The sequence below is a fragment of the uncultured Dokdonia sp. genome, from assembly GCF_947492535.1.
In the GTDB taxonomy this organism is placed as follows: Bacteria; Bacteroidota; Bacteroidia; order Flavobacteriales; family Flavobacteriaceae; genus Dokdonia.
The window spans coordinates 144,523-162,617 of record NZ_CANLNH010000012.1 but is presented as its reverse complement, the minus strand read 5'-3'; the positions used below and the strand labels follow the sequence as shown (position 1 = coordinate 162,617).

Sequence of the window (18,095 nt, the reverse complement as noted above, 5' to 3'; positions counted from 1 at the left end):
ACAATGATATCATTGTTCAGCTTTAATTAATAAATTTAATCCGTTAATAATCTGTATCGATTAGTTAGGACTAGACAAAGATATTTAATTAATGTAATTACTCCTTAATAAATGTTCTGTGGAAACTAGTTCCTGTGGTAGTTTTTAATGTAAGTATATATACACCTTTACTTAAGTTAGCAATATTAATACTATTATTAAGTACTGCTGTATTTGCTAATTTTTGACCTTGTAGATTATATAAAGAAGCGGCTTCTATAGTAATACTTTGTGGTAGTTCTATATTAAGAATGTCTTTGGCTGGATTAGGGTAAAGCGTAAGTCTATCTTCTAGAAGATTATCTTTAATAGCAAGCAGCGTGTCGCAATTATTAATAAGATCTATCATACTATTATTGACATTAAGCCTCCCTCCAGTTACAGTAATTCCTTCAAGTGAAGTATTTGGGTCTACGTTATTAAGAATTAAATCTCTTACTATTTCTGTAGCTAGCTGAGGATCGCTCAATGCTAAATCTGCAAGTGTTTGACATGGAGCACTGTAAAGTAGGGCAATAGTACCTGTTACATGTGGTGTTGCTGCAGAAGTTCCTCCAAAACCACCATAGCTATTTGAACTAGTCGTAAAGGTTCCTTGTCCTGGAGCTCCTAAATCTATGGTTTCAAGTCCAAAACCTGCATTATTAATTTTTACATCATTGATATTTGTGTTTGTAACAGCAATTAAATACTCACTTGGACATGCAGTAGGGACATCACCCACTACATCTACATTTTGATTACCATTAATAGTTGCTCCACAACTTAAAATACCATTTTGACCTAGCGTATCATACATTGCACACCATAAAGGAGAATTTTCTGGTTGTCCAAAATCAATGCCAAAAGAAGCATTCGTCGTAACGACAAAAGCACCACTTTCTCCATTAGTTTCATTGTATAACATCCTACTTTCTAAAATGTAAGAATAGGCTTCTAAAACAATTGATTCATTTCCACTTGAGCCACTTATAGTCATCACTTTAACATCCCAGTTTACACCAGCGACTCCTATGTCGTTATTACCTTTAGCTCCAACAATACCCTGTACAGCAGTTCCATGACCATCATCAAAGTTTGCACCAAATAGTACTCCAGAACTATTAAAGGCATTCCAACCATTAACATCATCTACATATCCGTTTTCGTCGTCGTCTATATCATTGTCAGGTATTTCTGCAGTATTTGTATATAAATTTTCAATCAAATCTGGATGATTTATATTAAAACCTCCGTCTATTACACCAGCTACAATAACATCACCATTCATAGTACTACCTCCTGTTGTTACATCCCATGCTTCATCAGCATCAATATCTCTATCGTTCTCTTGAAAATATTGCCATTGCTGCCCAAAAAGAGCATCATTTGGTGTTGTTGCTCTAGAAGACGTATAATGATTAAGTTGAACAGTTAAGACATCAAGACTTCGATTAAAATCTGAAATGTGTTCTTGTTCATTTTTTATAGCAGTATCAACATGAAGTTTGTAGATATTTAAAGGTTTAGAAATTAGTTTTGAAGAGATAATAGTAATATTGCTATTATCATTAGTTAAATCAGCTACTGTGTAATCCTTTCTGAGTTGGATAAGAATATCTCCTTGTACAAAATTGGTTTCTTGTGCTGTTATGTGTATTCCAATAAATAATAAAAGTAAAGTAATTGTGTTTTTCATAGGATTAATTTTCAGTGGTTAATTTCTTGTGTTTGTTTTTTTGTTTGATTGTGCATTTTCAACATGATCAGATTTCTTTAATTTTACGATTAAAGAATCGATATCAATTTGATTAGCGTCAAAAGAAAAAAGGTATATATTAAGTGCGTTACTTAGTTTTTTTATTTCGCTTAAAGAGATAGTATTGAATTCAGATATGATCTGATTCGGAGTAGCAGTTTTTTTTAAGTCAACAATGACAGTGTTATTTTGAGGAGGAACTAATTCTTTGCTTTTTGTCTTACAAGAATAGGTGAGTAAAATAATCACACACATAGGAATAGAGTATATGTATGAAATTAACAGAGGTTTTTTTGTGGTCATTTTGGTTGGTTTCTGTATATAGAACAACACTAAAGCTAAAATCCCTAAGTCTATTTTCTAAATTTACCTTATTAATTTACTGTGTCATAAGCTTATTCATACAAAAGCTAACGTTTTAAGCTTTTAGTAATTTCTTCTAGTGCTTCTTTTTCATCACCCCAGCCCTTACTAATTAATGTGTCACCTCCGATGTCATAATGTAAAAACCAAGATTCTATAATGTCTTTTGCATGCGTATATTTTTCTGAAAAAACATCAAAATGTGTTGCGTCTATAATACGTTTTTTAGGATCGCTTGGAATACAAATAATTTTGTAATCATATTCTCCATTGTCAAACAATTTGAGCATTGCTATAGGAATGACTTCCACAATTGAACCGGTAGGCATTGATTCTGAAATGAGAAGAATGTCTAGTGCATCTCCATCGCCTCCTTGGGACTTATCTGAAACTGTAGAAGGGATAAATCCATAATTGGCTGGGTATGGTAAGAATAAAATAACACGATCAACTCCATTTCTCTGATCTATTTCAAAAGAGTTAGTTTTAGAGTTAAATTCTATTTTTTTATTAGTCCCTCCAGGGATTTCTATAACACAGTGTAGCGTTCCATTCTTGGAAAATGCAGGCGTGGTATAAATGTCTTTTTCAGAAGTACAGTGTGTAAAAAGTATTGCTACAAATAAGATGCAAAATATGCGTAGAATCATGATTGAAAATTAAGAGCTTTTAAGACATTCGCCTTATAGGTTTGACCAATGGGTATTGTATGGGAATCTAATAGTATTTGATTTCCCGAAAGGTGATTTAACCTTTTTAAGTTTATGCTAAATGATTTATGTGTACGGATAAAATAGTCAGGTAGACTTTCTATAAATCTAGAGAATGTACTATGAGTGACAATAACTTTTTCTTCTAAAATCACTTTCACATAATCTCCATAAGCTTCTATATATTGAATATCCTTAAAGAAAACTTTGTGCAATGCTTTGTTCTCTTTTAGTACAATAAAATCATTACTATTTTCTGAGCGAGATGTGCTATTTAGAATTTTGTTTATTGCTTTTAGAAAACGATCATAAGCAATGGGTTTCAATAGATAGTCAATAGCGTTTACTTCAAAACCTTCTACTGCATATTGCGGATAAGCAGTAGTGAAAATAACAGCAGGAGGATGCTGTAATCCTTTGTAGAAATCTAAGCCTGATTGTTGCGGCATATTAATATCTAAAAATAAAAGATCTATATCGCCGTGTAATTGCAAATATTTAAATGCTTCTGAGGTATTAGTAAATGTTTGCTTTAATTCTAAAACTTCAGTGTCTTTAATAAAGTGTTGCAATACACGTTGAGAAGAGATCTCATCATCAATAATAAGGCAACGTATATTTTTGTCTTTATAAATCTTCATCAGTAATTTCAATAGTTACCTTAAATGTATCAAGGGTATTTTCTACAATAAATTGATGTTGTTCTGGGTATACCAAAAGTAAGTTATTCTTAAGATTTTCTATGCCTACACCTGAATAGGCATCATCTAAGTTGTTTTTTATAGAAGTGTTTATTGTATTCTGTATTATAAATTTAAACTGATTACCAGATTGAAATAATACTATTTGTATTGATCCGCTCGTATTGGTGTCAAGAATTCCGTATTTATAACTATTCTCTAATAATGGCAATAATAGCATGGGGTATATCTTAAAGGATTCATCTTGAACATCTACTTTTAAATTAACGATATGGGCAGTGTGAGTGCGATACTCTTGAAAAGCAATGTAATTTTGTAAGAGATGTATTTCCTCTTTTAAAGTCACACGCTCTGTATTAGCATCATAAATTACATAACGTAATACGTCAGAAAGTTCTACAATGGCTTTTGTGATATTTTCTTCTTTTTCAAGAGCCATGGCATAGATCACATTTAAAGAATTGAATAAAAAATGCGGATTTATTTGTGATCGTAATGAAGATAATTGTGTCTGTATATGTTGATTTTCAAGCTTTAAAATTCTGTTTTCATTTGTATTAAAATAAAACCAATCTTCTGCCAATTTTAAAAGCGTGGTTGTGATTAGAAAAATACTGAATATCGTATAGCCATTTGTTATAGATACGTAAGAGACAAAGAAGAAATCAGAAAATAGATAATCTAATAACGATTGAAAAAAGAAGATGCAGATTGTAGAGAAAAAAAGTAGATTACAAATAAACACAATGAAATACGTGCTGTATTTTTCAAGTTGCAAAAATCGAGGAATTAGGATGTAAAAATTGATAGTAACTGGAATTACCATAAAAAGTAGAAACACAAAAGTATAGAGATAATCTACTTTTATTGGAGTTTTCCCTTTGGAAAAAATAAATAGTAAAATAACAAAAGCAAGTAACCACAGTACACCATTAAAAAGAAGTGGTCTGTGGTAATTATTTTTCTTAATGAATGTTTTAAAATTAAATGGTTGCATTCAGAATAGAGTATTGGCTTAAAGCGTGTTTTTAGTTAATGTCATTGTATCTGAAGATTTCCATTTGTCTTTAATAGAAGAGGTATTGTATTTTTTTAAAAATGCAGACAACTCTTGTGATGATGCAGTTAAAAGAAGTGCTTCGTCGGGTCCTATGATTTCATGTTTTAAACGTAGCTTATCCGTCTTAAATAAATTTTTTAGATGTTCTTCAGTAAGCCATAAAAATGAAGCATTTTTGTTGTTGTCAAGTTCTATTTTTGCAACTGAATGCGTTTTTATAAGATGGCTTGCCGCTAAATTGTTAATGCTTTCAGTGTCAAAGTCAAAAAGAATGAAATCTAAGAAATACTGCCCTTCTATTTTAAATGGCATGGCAATAAAAACGGCTTTTTTATTTTTTCTTGTGTAAGTGATCAGGTATCCATCTTTATAGGTTTCAAAAGCTTTTCTATCCTCTTCAGATAATTTCACCCCTTCTTTCTGGTCTTTAGTGAATTCTTCTCTTAAAGAAGTTACAACCCATGTATTGTTCTTTTGATCTGTCCATTTTCCTATAAGTGATTCAATATATGAGATGTCTCCTTTTGTATAAAAAGGTTGAAGTGATTTTACAATACAAGAATTTAAAAGTAAAACGGATGCTAATAAAATAAGTGCCTTAGACTTCATAGTGTATGAATTTTAAAAGTTTTGACCAAACTCATCATTCTTAGCCTGATCAACAATAAATTTCGACAAACACAAGGCAACTAATGTCAAACAATTTTCTAATTAGTTATTTTGCTGGTGATGTATAAGATGTATACCTCTTACATATTTTGAATTTTTAGATAATCGTGCTGTAAATTGTTGCGTAAGTTTTCGGCTCTCTTTATCGTGAGGAACTTTATATTTTAATTCTAAAACAACATCAGGTAATTGTGCTTTAGATACTTCGTAATTAGCAAAATGAGGATTATAAAAAGTCATATTATAATCAATGGTGATTCTAAACGTATCACAATCTGATAAGAAATACCTTCGTTCATATGAGTTATATAAAGAAGGAGCTAAATTAGCTAGTTTTAATGCTAGTTCTGGGGTATGCTTTTCTTCAATAGCTTGAACTATGTTTTCTTGAATCTCTTTAGTTGAAAGCGTTTTTAGGTTAAAGGTTTTTTCGCTTAAAGCGAAAGAAAACTTATCTCCAACACTACCATATTTCTTTTTAATTTCAAGAACAGGGTTCTCAATAGATTCAAAGGCATCCCCATACCATCGGAGTCGGTATTTATCGCGAAGTTCATCTCCAGAAACATTTTGATGATAAAAGCTCATGGCTTGATCATCATAGTAGATATTATTGACTGTACGACGGTGAAAAATTTCGCGAAAGCAAAAAGAATTAGAAAGCACAAATGCATCTATAATATCTTCAGGAGATCCTGTGTCATATACAAACTTACGTTCGTATCGAAGATTTTCTGAAGCAATTGCTTGTGTAGATTTAACGACTACTTTTCCCATATTCCTTTCCGTACATTTGATCAATTACGTTATTGTCTACTGTTTCGACAGCAACATTATCTATCATGAGGATTGATTTATTTTCAATCAAATAATTACGCTTATAGCCTTTTAACGTAAGATTGTTAATCGCGATAGATGCAACGCCATATTCTGATTTTTTTTGGAAAGCAGAAATACCCAATCGCGTGTCTATGATACTTACATTAGTAAGTGCCACCTTAGAGAGATCTTTGCTTACCACACCTATTTCTCCGCCAGAGACCTTAATGTCTTGTCCAGTAATGGTACTGTTTTCACCAGCACTTATGGCTTTGTCTGATGGATTTTTTACCGTAATATCTTTTATATAAAGTTCAGATCCAGATACATCAATACCGTCATTTCCTGCATTTATAAAAGTACATCGTTCTAATGTACCTGTTACAAAATCACCATCAAATGCATCAGACTGGGTGCCTTCAAACCTGGTATCTGTCATCGTAAATGAAGAACGTATAATATTCAGTCCGTCTTCGCATCTATTATTGCTAAATACAGCGTTTGTAATGATAACTTCACTTTCGTGAAAATTGACTGCGCCAGACACTTCCCAGATATCTGATTTTGGATTTGAAAGATTGTCAAACGTGCTATAATGTACTTGAGATTGCTGTGCGGCATTCGAAATAAAAATTCCTCTGCCAGTACCATCTGATGAATAAAACTTGATAGGCTTTTCTTTAGTTCCATTACTTATGAATGTTGCATATGAAAGTAAAGAAGCCTCATTCTTAAAATCTAACATGCATCCAGGAGATACTTGTATTGTATATCCTGCAGGAATGATAAGGTCTTTTGTGATCTCGTGCGATCCTTCTTTAAATACAAGAATATTCTCTTCTAATTCTTCTATAAAAGAAAACTCTTGGAAGTTTTCTGTTTTCTGTTTCTTATAATAGGCTACACTTTTATCTAATTCTTGATTAATTCCATAAGGCTGCACTTCAGAATGTCTATTTGTATTAATGCCAGGTGTATGATGTATAACTTTTAGTTTCTTGACATCTTTTGGGAATTGAAAGCTTCCTTTTTTATTTTTTTTTGAAACAAAAGCATTGACAAAATTTTCATCTAATTCAAAACGAATTAATTGTGTTGAATCAGTTAGTAGTGGTTTAATAGTTTGATTCGTACTAAGTTTTTGACCATCTTTATGCTGAAGTTCAGAAACGACTACAGGATATTCACTCAGATTATGAACTAAGATATCCATAGTGTTTTCACTATAATCAATAAGACTAGAGGTGATTAATAACGACGGATCAATTTTTTTTTTGATAAAGTTGCTATTATATTCTAGGGTCTCTTCCTCAATAAATTGATCATATTCGGTAAATAATGAAGTGTTTAGTTTGGTAAGTTCTGTTTTATGTCTAGCCAGGAAATTGTTTATATACTCAGTGCTACTAACTAGTAAGAGTTTCTCTCTTACCATTTCATGATACACAGAATCTCCCTCTGTAAAAGGATAATGTGTAATCTCTTTCATTTTTTTCCCACTTGTAGAGTCAAAAGAGATCGGTTCTAGCTTTCCTGTAATGGGATTGTAGTAGATGCGTAAATTATGCCATATTAAAGCGTGGTATCCATTAAAAAGGTTATTGATAGCAACAAAAGTAGTTAGCTTGTCTAAGTCAAAAACCTCAGAAGCTTTATATTTTCCTAGCCTTAAACCATCTAATAGGTCTTTTGCAGTTTCAAATTGTTTTAAAAGCTTCGGATCAGCAAGCACTTTATTTTCATTAAAGACTCTAATAGGAGCACTTTTAATATTTCGAATTTTTTTAGAGTAAGAATCGCGATCTAAATTGAGTTCTCTTTCTTTCTTAACATCAGACCAATAAACAGATTCATCAAAAGCAACGATGATTCCTTCCCTTTTCTTGTTATTTTCTATAAGTATTTTATCAAAAGATTCTTCTACTGCCATAACACCCATATCTATGGTGTCTGTTTTTTGATCGTCTTTTACATTCATAGTTACTTCTGCAAAGTCATAACGTAAGCCTATGATACCTTCATCTCTTATAACTTTGTTTATTAGCCATTCCCATAGATAATTACGAACATTAGGATGTTGTACAGAAAATTTGCGCATTCCATTATAGGTTTCGCCATTTTTTAGAATGATACGGTAAGACCATTTTTTCTTGTGTCTTAAATGGTCAGGCCAATCTCCTTTTAATCGTAACTCTATATCTTTTTGAACACCATCATTAGAAGCTATTTTTCCTTTAATAAGATCATCATCTTGAGTTGATAGTACTCCAATAGCAAGTGCTTCGTCTCTTTTTGCAAGGATCTTATTAAAATCTTTTTTCTTAGTGGTGATCTGTATTTTCATTAAATCACTTTCAAGTTCTATCGCAGGGATATCTTTTATAGGTATTTGTCCAAGATCTAAAGACCTATCAAATTTAGGCTTATTTCGTCCTGTACGTATATGGTCTATTTCAATTAAAGGCACTTCCTTTCCTAAATAATTTGAGCTAATCAAATCTTTATGATACACGTAATATTCTTTATTATTACTCATTACCATTTTAGGCATCTTAAAAAAATCAACGTTTACAAATCGAGCATTCCCCATAAGTTTGGTAGAATCTTTAAGATATAGATGTAAGAAAAAATTATCTGTAATTTCTCGACCTTCAGGCTTATGCTTATACGCATAAATAACTTTTGCTATTCCGGATTTATTTACCGCATAAATCTTAAGATCTCTATTCTCGAAAATCTTTCCTTTATCTTCCTTAAGTAAATTTTCATAATTTAACTTCAATCCATAAATAGAAGTACGTTTTCCTAATAAATCAGAGGTTGTCGTATTTTTTTCTTTAGTATCGTTATTGGTTGTAGTAAGCGCAAAAAAACTCAAAAGGAATACCCCTATAATGGCAACGACCGTAAAGGGTTTTACTTTTGCAGAAGTATTTTTTTTGATTTTCATTGGTACTATTTAAAGCGTATTATCTATAAAGGTCACTTGTACATTAGGATCTATAGCAATTAGTTTTTCATTGATGTTATTTAGATCTTCTAGTGACTTTACTTTCACTAAAAAATTAATAGCAACAGATCGCGCTTCGTGTTTTATTCGCTTTACCTCAATTTGCGATGTATTTGCGCTTACAGTATCACTTATATCTTTAATAATAGCTGTTTTTTTGTCAGTATCACATTCAAGGCTAACCAATAAATTTTGAGTAATAGAAGAAGATTGCCCTTTGTGTTGAAGTATAATAATAAGGAGTAAAACCACAAATCCTATTAATGTAGGCAGTAATTGATTTGCTCCCATGCCTAAACCTATGGCAATAGCCATAAAGAAATACCCTAGCTCTTCGGGTTCTTTAATAGCGGTTCTAAAACGTACAATAGATAATGCACCCACAAGACCTAATGAAAGTGCTAAAGATGATTTTACGATAGAGATAATAATAAAAGTAGTAAGACCTACTATCATAAGTACTTTAGATAACTGAGCTCTATTTGAAATAGATTGACCATATTTATTATACACTACTGCTAGCAAATAGAGAAGTGTTGCACATAGTAAAATATATGCGATATAGGCTTTAGGGGAAAACGAATCTTCAACAACTAAAGAAATTTGTTCTAAAAATTTATCCATAAAACAATTGTAATATTAATGTGAAGCTAATGTAAATTTATTTCTTTAGACCAGCTAAAATTATTATCAATTTTTCTATGTTTTATGAACATACTGTGATGATAGGCAGTAGATTTTGTGTCTAAAAAATCAGATTGTTTTTGGAGGGTTTTAATACGCTTTCGCGAAAGCAAAAACTTCCCCATAAAAATTAAATACAATAGGCTTTTTTATAAAGAAGAAAACAGTATCTTTGCGCGGTGAAAAACGAAGTATTTTTTCATCATATATTTTGCTAAACATTAAATAGTTAATAATGTCAAAAGTTACAGGTAAAGTTGCACAAATCATTGGCCCAGTAGTAGATGTAGCATTCGAAAGCGGCGCTGAATTACCGAAAATTTACGATTCACTAGAAGTGACAAACTCAGATGGAACACTATTAGTTCTAGAAGTACAATCACATATCGGTGAGAACACAGTACGTACAATATCAATGGATTCTACAGACGGATTAAGCCGTGGTGTAGATGCAGTAGCTACTGGAGCACCAATCCAGATGCCTATTGGAGATGATGTATACGGACGTCTATTCAACGTAATTGGAGATGCCATTGATGGTATCGGTAACTTACCAAAAGCAGGCGAAGACGGATTACCAATTCACCGTCAAGCACCAAAATTTGAAGATTTATCAACTTCTACAGAGGTACTTTTTACAGGTATTAAAGTAATCGACCTTATCGAGCCTTATGCAAAAGGAGGTAAGATTGGATTATTTGGAGGAGCTGGAGTAGGAAAGACAGTACTTATTCAGGAGTTGATTAACAATATTGCAAAAGGTCACGGTGGACTTTCTGTATTTGCAGGAGTAGGAGAACGTACACGTGAAGGAAATGACCTTTTGAGAGAGATGCTTGAATCTGGTATTATCAAATACGGAGATGATTTTATGCACTCTATGGAAGAAGGAGGATGGGACCTTTCTAAAGTTGATAAAACAGCGATGAAAGAATCTAAAGCAACCTTCGTATTCGGACAGATGAATGAGCCTCCTGGAGCACGTGCTCGTGTAGCACTTTCAGGACTTACTATTGCTGAGTATTTCCGTGATGGAGCAGGAGAAGGACAAGGAAAAGATGTACTTTTCTTCGTAGATAACATTTTCCGTTTTACACAAGCAGGTTCTGAGGTATCTGCACTTCTTGGACGTATGCCATCTGCCGTAGGATACCAACCTACATTAGCAACAGAGATGGGAGCGATGCAAGAGCGTATTACATCAACAAAAAGAGGATCTATTACATCTGTACAAGCGGTTTACGTACCTGCAGATGACCTTACCGATCCAGCACCAGCAACAACGTTTGCTCACCTTGATGCAACCACAGTACTTTCTCGTAAGATTGCAGAGCTTGGTATTTACCCAGCGGTAGATCCATTAGATTCTACATCTCGTATTCTTACAGCTGATATCTTAGGAAATGAGCACTACGATTGTGCACAAAATGTAAAAGAGCTTTTACAGCGTTATAAAGAACTTCAAGATATTATCGCCATCCTTGGTATGGAAGAACTTTCTGAAGAAGATAAAATGGCCGTAGGACGTGCACGTCGTGTACAGCGTTTCCTTTCTCAGCCATTCCACGTAGCAGAGCAGTTTACAGGTATCCCAGGAGTATTAGTAGATATTAAAGAAACAATCAAAGGATTTAATATGATTATGGATGGAGAGTTAGATCACCTTCCAGAAGCAGCATTTAACCTTAAAGGAACGATTGAAGAAGCTATCGAAGCTGGAGAAAAAATGCTTGCAGAAGTATAATTTAAGTATACAGTAAAGAAACAATATAACACTGTTTTGCTGAAAAACTAAAAAGTATGCACTTAGAAATTGTAACACCAGAAGCATCACTAGTAAAAGGAGAAGTAACATCTGTTACAGTACCTGGCGTAAATGGAGAATTCCAAATGCTAAATAATCACGCCGCTGTCGTATCATTACTTGCAGAAGGAAAAGTGAAATTTGCTGGAAGCCCTGAGATAGCAGAAGGTTTTGAAGATAAATTTGTAAAAGAAAGTGACGGAAGATGGTCTCTAGCGATTACAAGTGGAACTATTGAAATGAATAATAATAAAGTGATTGTACTAGCAGATTAAGTATATTCCTTTAATTAGATATAAAAAAATGCGAAGCTTTTAAGCTTCGCATTTTTTGTTTTAACTTACTTAGCATTCAACCACATATCACGTCTCTTCAATATTTTCTTATCAGATACCGTTGTGTCTAACTCAATAGTATAGGAAGGATCTTGTTGAAGGGTTACAGATGTTTCTCTAGCAACCCCATGACGCTCATAGGTAATGTTCAAGACGTTATTAGGAGAAAGTGACGCTATGATATCACCGAGTGTGGTATCCTTTGTTACAACCTCATTATTTACTTTGATAATCGTATCTCCTTTTTCTAATCCTGCTTTATAGGCAGCGGTTCCAATAGTTGTATTTCGAGTAATGGCTCCATTTACAATAGGAACACCAAATGAAGCTTTGCTTTCGTCTTGTGACAAAGACACACCTACACTTTCAAAAAGGCGTTTCATATCAGGCATATTGCTTTTGTAGATATAGTTTTGGAAAAAGAAATCTCCAAATGAATCTCCGGCATATTTCTTTAATAATGTGTGTAAGTCTTCTACTGTATATGGTTTTTCTTTTTTACCGTGCTTTTGCCAAACAAGCTTCATATAATCATCTAGGTTGAGTCCTTTTTCTCTAAGTGATAAATCTAAAGCAAGACCTAATGCACTTCCATACGAATAATAGGATATAAAGGTATTGTTTCTATTTACAGGATCTACAGCAGTAGCAGCATCTACAAAAGGAGCTTGGTAGCTCATCTCTATAGGATTAAAAAATGCACGAGCTGGAGAATTCCATACGTAGTTAAATGTGCCTGTTAATCCTTTAATATATTCTTCCTTAGAACGTAATCCAGCTCTACACATCATCAAACTAGTGTAGTAGCTTGTAAAGCCTTCGGCAAACCAGAGTTCTCCACTCATATTGGCGGCTTCAAAATCAAATGGTTCTAAACTCTGCGGCCTGATACGCTCTACATTCCAGCCATGAAAAAATTCATGAGATACAGTGCCCATGTTTCTAGTTAAGCCTCCGTCAGCGAGGCTTCGTGTACTTGTAAGAATGGTAGAGTTTCTATGTTCCATCCCATCACCAGAAGCATTTGGAATGTAACAGGCTAAGAAGTAATAGTTGTCATAATCATACGAAGGGAGTTTTCCGAAGACTTCTTTTTGTTGCAACACGACCTTTTTTACATCTTCAAAATAGGTGTCAAGCTCAGCTTCTGTGCCGTTGTGATGTAGTACAAAATTGACAGTTTGCTTATCTACAGTAAAAGAACGTATACTATGGTTACTAATCTCTGTGGGACTATCCATAAAATACTGTAAATCTTTCGCATAAAACGTATTGTTATCTATACGCTTAAGTTGAGTGGCTACTTTCCAATTAAAATCCTTTCGAGGTTTAAAAGTCACCTGAATGGGTTTGTTAGCAAGGCTAGGCATATACATAAAAGTGGCAGGCATATTAAGATGTGCATGCGTTTCATCTATTTGAGCATACGTTCCATCTCCGCGATTGGCAAATAATGTGTAGGATACCTGAATAGTACCATCATGACCTTTTACGTTCCAAGAATATGGATCTGGACGTGTCGCATTGAGTGTATTTCCTTTCCCATCGGTTACATTCACATTGTATACATTTTTTGCAAACTCATGTATGGCATATCTTCCAGGAGATGTTCTGCTCATTCTGAAAGTAACTTCTTTACCTTTTATCCCTGAAAATAAAGCTGTTACTTGAGCTTCATGATGCACAGCGTTTTCAAATGAAATAGTATATGAGGTAGCGGTTTTGTCTTTTTGAGCGTGTGTTGCTACTGTGACAAAAGCAGTGAGAAGTATAAAGAGATATTTCATGATATGTGATTTTAATATAATGTACAATGGGGTGTATTCTTTTTTTGCTTTCGCGAAAGCGTATTTAGTATAAATCCCAATTACCTTGTTTATAATATAAATACAATGTAGGTTCAAAAATAGTATTGATTTTTATTCCTGAAGTATCTATGAGTGGTTTTCCAAAAGAAGTAATGGCAGGTAATACATCTTTATTGAGCCATTTGAGCTGAAGGTTTTCTAAATCAATAGCTTCTAAATCTTTTTTATGTATAGGTTCTTTTTTTGCTAGAATCCAACCCCATTCTCCTAATGTTAGGATTTGATTATGAATAGGTAATGTATGAAAGTTAGCTTTTTTAAGGGTTTTGTCAATACAATAAAATGCCTTGGTGGCATAATAGGGACTTCCTGATTGTGTAATAAACGTGCCTTCTTCTGTTAGATGATTATAGCATATAGTGTAAAACTCTTTCGTGTATAGTTTATTAAGATCTACATTATTTGGGTCTGGTAAATCAACAAGAATAACATCATATGTCTTGTTAGATTGTTCTAAAAAAGTAAAAGCATCTGCGGTGATAGTAGTCACTTTAGTGTTGTTAAGCGAATTCTTATTGATCGCCGCAAAAATGGGATGCGTTTTTCCAATAGCAATCATTTTAGGGTCTAAATCTACAAGTGTAATGGTATTTATATCATCATACTGTAATAATTCTCTAGCGATACACCCGTCTCCTCCGCCTAATACGAGAATGTCTTTTTTGGTATCGGTGAGCCCAAGTGCAGTATGTACCATAGGCTCGTGATACAGATATTCATCAAATGTAGAAAGCTGTTGGTTTCCGTTGATATATAAAGAATGCCAGTCACTCCATTTTGTAATGACTATTTTTTGATATTTAGTTTGTTCACTGTAGACAATTTTATCCTTATACTTTGCCTGCTCTCCAAATAAAACGAGTGGTTTTGCAAAGAAAAAACCGACGAGAATAATTGTAAAAACGGAAGTATAACAAATCCAAAGTATTTTCTGTAGTCGTTTTGAGATATGTGATTTCAGTACATAAAATAGCCAAAAAGAGACAATGAGATTAACAAGTCCTAGTACAAATGGGGTATATGTTAATCCCAAATAGGGGAGTCCTACAAAGGCAAAAAATAACCCTCCTAAAAGACTGCCATAATAGTCTTTTTCTAAAATATTAGAGATATTAAGACGTAGTTCTTCATACGAATCATTAATACGAGTAGCAAACGGAATTTCCAATCCTATAAGGAGTCCTATGGCAATGGATAATAGATAAATAATGATCCACGAATTATTAGAATAGCCATACACCATATAAGAAGCAATGGCAGAAAAAGATACTAATAAGGATAAGAGTAATTCTGCGATAACAAAATAGAAAACAATATTGGAGTTAAAGGTTTTACTGATTCTACTTCCCAACCCCATTGAAAATAGCATAATAGATACTATTAAGGTAAATTGTAGAATAGCATTCCCTATGAAATAACTTGCTAATGTAGATAGCACATATTCTGCAACAATGCCGCTAAAGCCTGTTGCAAACAGGGCTATTTTTAATACGAGAGATTTCTTTTTATTTGATATACTCAATATAGAATATCTTTATTAGTGAAACTCGATTTTGAGAAGTTTGTAAAACGTACTCAAAATAGGAAGCTGAACTAATCCCGCTTAATAGCGGGACTTTGATGTTGAAATTTAATATTTGGATTCGATTTCTTTTATCAATTTTAAAACCTGACTGCCGTCTTCTATATTTTATTTCCCAAACCCTCCAGAACGAGAACGTGTAGAAGAAGAGCTTTTATAACGAGAGCTGCTACGACTTGTTTTCTTTGACGAAGAAGTGTATGATTTCCAAGAATTACTAGACCTTCTTCTATTAAAAAATGAAGGACGTTTTGCTTTTTGATACGTACTATTAGTCCCGTATTTTGATGTTCCATTAGACTGCGATCCGTAGTAAGATCTTCCTGCAGCGCTTGCGGTTCTATACCCAGCATAATCTCTCTGGTACGTGGGCCTGCGTAACATCCAGTACCAAAATAATAAACTTGGTCCATGAGAGCGCCATCTTCTTTCAGATCTTGTATTAGTATTTGTAGTCGTACTTGCTGTACTCGTACTGTCTTGTGTTTTAGAAACTTCTTCCCACTCGCCATACTTTGGATTCCCAATAGCCCATCCAAATCCTACAGGTTGTGCTGTTTTTGAAAGTTTTCCGTTGTGATTTGAAACAATTTCCATTCCTAAATCCCCTTGGTGCTTTTCAAAGAAAGATTGATTTACAGTTTTCCAAGACAAAGAATCTACAACAAGAGAGTCTTTTATTACTTTAAGAATGTGGTATTTATGCTCAAAAAGACGTTTGTTGTCCTTTTCTGAAATGTTCATATCATTTAATACAATAGAGAAGTCCTTTCCTTGTAATTGCTGTATAATTTCTTCTGAAGGTTCTACAGGGACTTTAATGCTTTCTAAAGTAGACGTCTGTCCACAAGAAATAATCAAGGTCGAAAATAACACGATAAAGGTGTAATAAAATGTAGACTTCATGAGTGTGTGTATTATTGAGTTATATGAATTGCTAATGTACTATTTTTTGGGTTCCCTAAAAGAATCGATAGTAACGTAGCATTTTTACTATTTTGATTTTATGCTTTTTAATGCTTTCTCCTTTACCTCAACGCCATAATAAACAGCAAGTTTTTCATCTTTTGATTTTTCTATAGTGATGATACTGTCATCACTTGCATAAAACATGAAAACTTCTGTTTTTTCCCAACTTCCTCCTAAGGTTTGATTTTTATAGCTACCTCGATAATGCTCTTCCTGCTCATATTCTTGCCCATCATAGATAATAAATTTAGTGGCAATACCATCTTTTAATGTCTCTTCGGGAATTATAACACTTTCGCTATAATATATTTCATAACCTCCTTGATGACGCTCTACTTCTAAAAATGCTTCCGTAGTATTTTTTGAACGTATTTTATATTCTATGCTCTTACCATCTACACCCCAGTCGTAATCAGATATTTCTACAACTTCCCAAGAAGTGTTTTTATATTTAAATGTTGTACCAACTCTAAGGTTAGTAAGTTGTACATCATTATTGTTACCAAACATATGCTATTTTTTTAGATCCTTTCCACAATGCGGACATTGTTCTAATGGATTATTTTTACTTTTTTCTCTGTTGTATTGTATTTCTTCAATATAGGCAGAGCTTATAATTCCTGTAGGTAAAGCCACGATACCAATACCTAATAAAGCAATAACACCACTTAAAATTTTACCTATTCCCGTAACGGGATAAATATCACCATATCCTACGGTTGTTAATGTTGCTACTGCCCACCATAAGGCCTCGCCAATATTTGCAAATGCTTCTGGCTGTGCAGCATTTTCTATATTATACATTAACGTAGCAGACAGAATAAGTAATAACGAAACTATAAAAACAGTAATTAAAATATCACTCTTTGTTCGCCTAAAAACATTTATGATAAGTCGCAAAGAATTAGAGTGTCTATTTAACTTTAAAAGTCGTAATAGACGGAATAATCTAAGAACTCGTATAACACGTAGATCTATCTTTATAAAATACGGTAAGTAAAAGGGAACCACAGAAAGAAGATCAATAATCCCCATAAATGAAAAGATATATTTTAATCCTGCTTTAAAGGGAGTTACATCTTTGTATTCTAGATCGGCTGTCCAAATGCGTATGAGGTATTCAATAGAAAATATAATAATAGAAAAAATCTCAATGTACCAGAAGAGTGTTTTATAAGCTGCATTAATGTTTTCATAGGACTCTAAAAACAATGCAATGACATTAATGATAATGAGAGCAGAAATAAAATAATGAACAAAGGCATCTGCTTTACTGGTGCTTTTATCCTCGTCAATTAAGTTATATATCTGCTGTCTAATTTTCATTTTTCATGGCATTAAGCGCTTCTATTCTTTTTAACCCTCCTCTTTTGATATCTTCTTCTTCATAATGGGTAGCTTCAAAAGCTTGTTTAAGCCATAAAATCCCAGACTCAAGAGCATATGAGTCGTTACAGGTAAAAATGTCCAAAGCAACGTACTTATGTTCTGGCCATGTATGAATCGCAATATGACTTTCTTGTATCACAATCACACCACTTATCCCAATAGGAGAAAATTCATGAATCGTTGTGTTAATTACGGTAAGCTCCATCATTGCTGCAGCCTTAAGTAATGTATGTTCAATAAAGTCTCTGGTATTTATTTTTTCAGGATCACAACCATAAAAATCAATAGTTTTCTGATATCCGAGGTGTGTTTTATTCATATTCCAAATATAAAGCAATATGTAACAACAGGAAAC

18 protein-coding genes are annotated in these 18,095 nt (G+C 33.2%); 2 read left to right on the top strand and 16 right to left on the bottom strand.

What is annotated here, in order from left to right; translation table 11 throughout:
* Positions 1–97 precede the first annotated feature (97 nt).
* The 10 genes from Q1A60_RS15960 to Q1A60_RS15915 all read right to left on the bottom strand — a co-directional run bounded on the left by Q1A60_RS15960 (position 98) and on the right by Q1A60_RS15915 (position 10,015).
* Positions 98–1,717 (bottom strand): S8/S53 family peptidase, encoded by a 1,620-nt coding sequence (locus Q1A60_RS15960; protein WP_299766970.1) that lies wholly within the window; start codon positions 1,715–1,717, stop codon positions 98–100.
* Positions 1,718–1,735: 18 nt separating this feature from the next.
* Positions 1,736–2,080, bottom strand: a complete 345-nt coding sequence (locus tag Q1A60_RS15955) for a hypothetical protein (protein ID WP_299766969.1) — start codon at positions 2,078–2,080, stop codon at positions 1,736–1,738.
* Between the two features lie 107 nt (positions 2,081–2,187).
* Positions 2,188–2,790, bottom strand: a complete 603-nt coding sequence (locus Q1A60_RS15950; protein ID WP_299766968.1) for an inorganic diphosphatase — start codon at positions 2,788–2,790, stop codon at positions 2,188–2,190.
* On the bottom strand, positions 2,787–3,491 hold the full coding sequence (locus Q1A60_RS15945; protein WP_299766967.1) for a LytTR family DNA-binding domain-containing protein: 705 nt from the start codon (positions 3,489–3,491) through the stop codon (positions 2,787–2,789). The genes Q1A60_RS15950 and Q1A60_RS15945 overlap by 4 nt, the downstream gene beginning before the upstream one ends.
* The gene (locus Q1A60_RS15940) at positions 3,478–4,548 is read right to left on the bottom strand and encodes a sensor histidine kinase (RefSeq protein ID WP_299766966.1); all 1,071 of its coding nucleotides are present in this window, start codon (positions 4,546–4,548) and stop codon (positions 3,478–3,480) included. The genes Q1A60_RS15945 and Q1A60_RS15940 overlap by 14 nt, the downstream gene beginning before the upstream one ends.
* 18 nt (positions 4,549–4,566) lie before the next feature.
* The gene (locus Q1A60_RS15935; RefSeq protein ID WP_299766965.1) at positions 4,567–5,220 is read right to left on the bottom strand and encodes a hypothetical protein; all 654 of its coding nucleotides are present in this window, start codon (positions 5,218–5,220) and stop codon (positions 4,567–4,569) included.
* Positions 5,221–5,322: 102 nt separating this feature from the next.
* Positions 5,323–6,057, bottom strand: coding sequence for a polyphosphate polymerase domain-containing protein (locus tag Q1A60_RS15930; RefSeq protein WP_299766964.1), 735 nt, complete (start codon positions 6,055–6,057; stop codon positions 5,323–5,325).
* On the bottom strand, positions 6,038–9,049 hold the full coding sequence (locus Q1A60_RS15925) for a hypothetical protein (RefSeq protein ID WP_299766962.1): 3,012 nt from the start codon (positions 9,047–9,049) through the stop codon (positions 6,038–6,040). The genes Q1A60_RS15930 and Q1A60_RS15925 overlap by 20 nt, the downstream gene beginning before the upstream one ends.
* Positions 9,050–9,058: 9 nt before the next feature.
* Positions 9,059–9,733, bottom strand: a complete 675-nt coding sequence (locus tag Q1A60_RS15920) for a DUF4956 domain-containing protein (protein WP_299766960.1) — start codon at positions 9,731–9,733, stop codon at positions 9,059–9,061.
* 150 nt (positions 9,734–9,883) lie between these two features.
* Positions 9,884–10,015, bottom strand: a complete 132-nt coding sequence (locus tag Q1A60_RS15915; protein ID WP_299766958.1) for a hypothetical protein — start codon at positions 10,013–10,015, stop codon at positions 9,884–9,886.
* A 13-nt stretch (positions 10,016–10,028) separates the two neighbouring features.
* Between Q1A60_RS15915 and atpD the strand changes: the two genes are divergently transcribed.
* The gene (gene atpD / locus Q1A60_RS15910) at positions 10,029–11,537 is read left to right on the top strand and encodes a F0F1 ATP synthase subunit beta (RefSeq protein WP_299766956.1); all 1,509 of its coding nucleotides are present in this window, start codon (positions 10,029–10,031) and stop codon (positions 11,535–11,537) included.
* Positions 11,538–11,593: 56 nt separating this feature from the next.
* Entirely contained in the window at positions 11,594–11,872 is a 279-nt protein-coding gene (locus Q1A60_RS15905) for a F0F1 ATP synthase subunit epsilon (RefSeq protein WP_089370574.1), read from the top strand.
* A 65-nt stretch (positions 11,873–11,937) separates the two neighbouring features.
* Here Q1A60_RS15905 and Q1A60_RS15900 read toward each other — a convergent pair whose 3' ends face one another.
* The 6 genes from Q1A60_RS15900 to speD form a co-directional block, all read right to left on the bottom strand.
* Positions 11,938–13,719, bottom strand: a complete 1,782-nt coding sequence (locus Q1A60_RS15900) for a PDZ domain-containing protein (protein WP_299766951.1) — start codon at positions 13,717–13,719, stop codon at positions 11,938–11,940.
* Positions 13,720–13,783: 64 nt separating this feature from the next.
* Positions 13,784–15,322 (bottom strand): polyamine aminopropyltransferase, encoded by a 1,539-nt coding sequence (locus Q1A60_RS15895; protein ID WP_299766949.1) that lies wholly within the window; start codon positions 15,320–15,322, stop codon positions 13,784–13,786.
* Between the two features lie 168 nt (positions 15,323–15,490).
* Positions 15,491–16,288: a hypothetical protein gene (locus tag Q1A60_RS15890; RefSeq protein ID WP_299766946.1), complete on the bottom strand. Its 798-nt coding sequence runs from the start codon at positions 16,286–16,288 to the stop codon at positions 15,491–15,493.
* An 87-nt stretch (positions 16,289–16,375) separates the two neighbouring features.
* A complete protein-coding gene (locus tag Q1A60_RS15885) occupies positions 16,376–16,861 on the bottom strand; it encodes a DUF4178 domain-containing protein (protein ID WP_299766944.1) in 486 nt (161 codons plus the stop codon).
* Positions 16,862–16,864: 3 nt separating this feature from the next.
* Entirely contained in the window at positions 16,865–17,677 is an 813-nt protein-coding gene (locus Q1A60_RS15880) for an ion transporter (protein ID WP_299766942.1), read from the bottom strand.
* Positions 17,667–18,059 (bottom strand): adenosylmethionine decarboxylase, encoded by a 393-nt coding sequence (gene speD, locus Q1A60_RS15875; protein WP_299766940.1) that lies wholly within the window; start codon positions 18,057–18,059, stop codon positions 17,667–17,669. Before speD ends, Q1A60_RS15880 begins: the two co-directional genes overlap by 11 nt.
* Positions 18,060–18,095 lie beyond the last annotated feature (36 nt).

Coding starts and splice junctions, on each gene's coding strand:
- Q1A60_RS15960 (WP_299766970.1), bottom strand. CDS start 1,717: ATGAAAAACACAATTACTTTACTTTTATTATTTATTGGAATACACATA.
- Q1A60_RS15955 (WP_299766969.1), bottom strand. CDS start 2,080: ATGACCACAAAAAAACCTCTGTTAATTTCATACATATACTCTATTCCT.
- Q1A60_RS15950 (WP_299766968.1), bottom strand. CDS start 2,790: ATGATTCTACGCATATTTTGCATCTTATTTGTAGCAATACTTTTTACA.
- Q1A60_RS15945 (WP_299766967.1), bottom strand. CDS start 3,491: ATGAAGATTTATAAAGACAAAAATATACGTTGCCTTATTATTGATGAT.
- Q1A60_RS15940 (WP_299766966.1), bottom strand. CDS start 4,548: ATGCAACCATTTAATTTTAAAACATTCATTAAGAAAAATAATTACCAC.
- Q1A60_RS15935 (WP_299766965.1), bottom strand. CDS start 5,220: ATGAAGTCTAAGGCACTTATTTTATTAGCATCCGTTTTACTTTTAAAT.
- Q1A60_RS15930 (WP_299766964.1), bottom strand. CDS start 6,057: ATGGGAAAAGTAGTCGTTAAATCTACACAAGCAATTGCTTCAGAAAAT.
- Q1A60_RS15925 (WP_299766962.1), bottom strand. CDS start 9,049: ATGAAAATCAAAAAAAATACTTCTGCAAAAGTAAAACCCTTTACGGTC.
- Q1A60_RS15920 (WP_299766960.1), bottom strand. CDS start 9,733: ATGGATAAATTTTTAGAACAAATTTCTTTAGTTGTTGAAGATTCGTTT.
- Q1A60_RS15915 (WP_299766958.1), bottom strand. CDS start 10,015: ATGTTTAGCAAAATATATGATGAAAAAATACTTCGTTTTTCACCGCGC.
- atpD (WP_299766956.1), top strand. CDS start 10,029: ATGTCAAAAGTTACAGGTAAAGTTGCACAAATCATTGGCCCAGTAGTA.
- Q1A60_RS15905 (WP_089370574.1), top strand. CDS start 11,594: ATGCACTTAGAAATTGTAACACCAGAAGCATCACTAGTAAAAGGAGAA.
- Q1A60_RS15900 (WP_299766951.1), bottom strand. CDS start 13,719: ATGAAATATCTCTTTATACTTCTCACTGCTTTTGTCACAGTAGCAACA.
- Q1A60_RS15890 (WP_299766946.1), bottom strand. CDS start 16,288: ATGAAGTCTACATTTTATTACACCTTTATCGTGTTATTTTCGACCTTG.
- Q1A60_RS15885 (WP_299766944.1), bottom strand. CDS start 16,861: ATGTTTGGTAACAATAATGATGTACAACTTACTAACCTTAGAGTTGGT.
- Q1A60_RS15880 (WP_299766942.1), bottom strand. CDS start 17,677: ATGAAAATTAGACAGCAGATATATAACTTAATTGACGAGGATAAAAGC.
- speD (WP_299766940.1), bottom strand. CDS start 18,059: ATGAATAAAACACACCTCGGATATCAGAAAACTATTGATTTTTATGGT.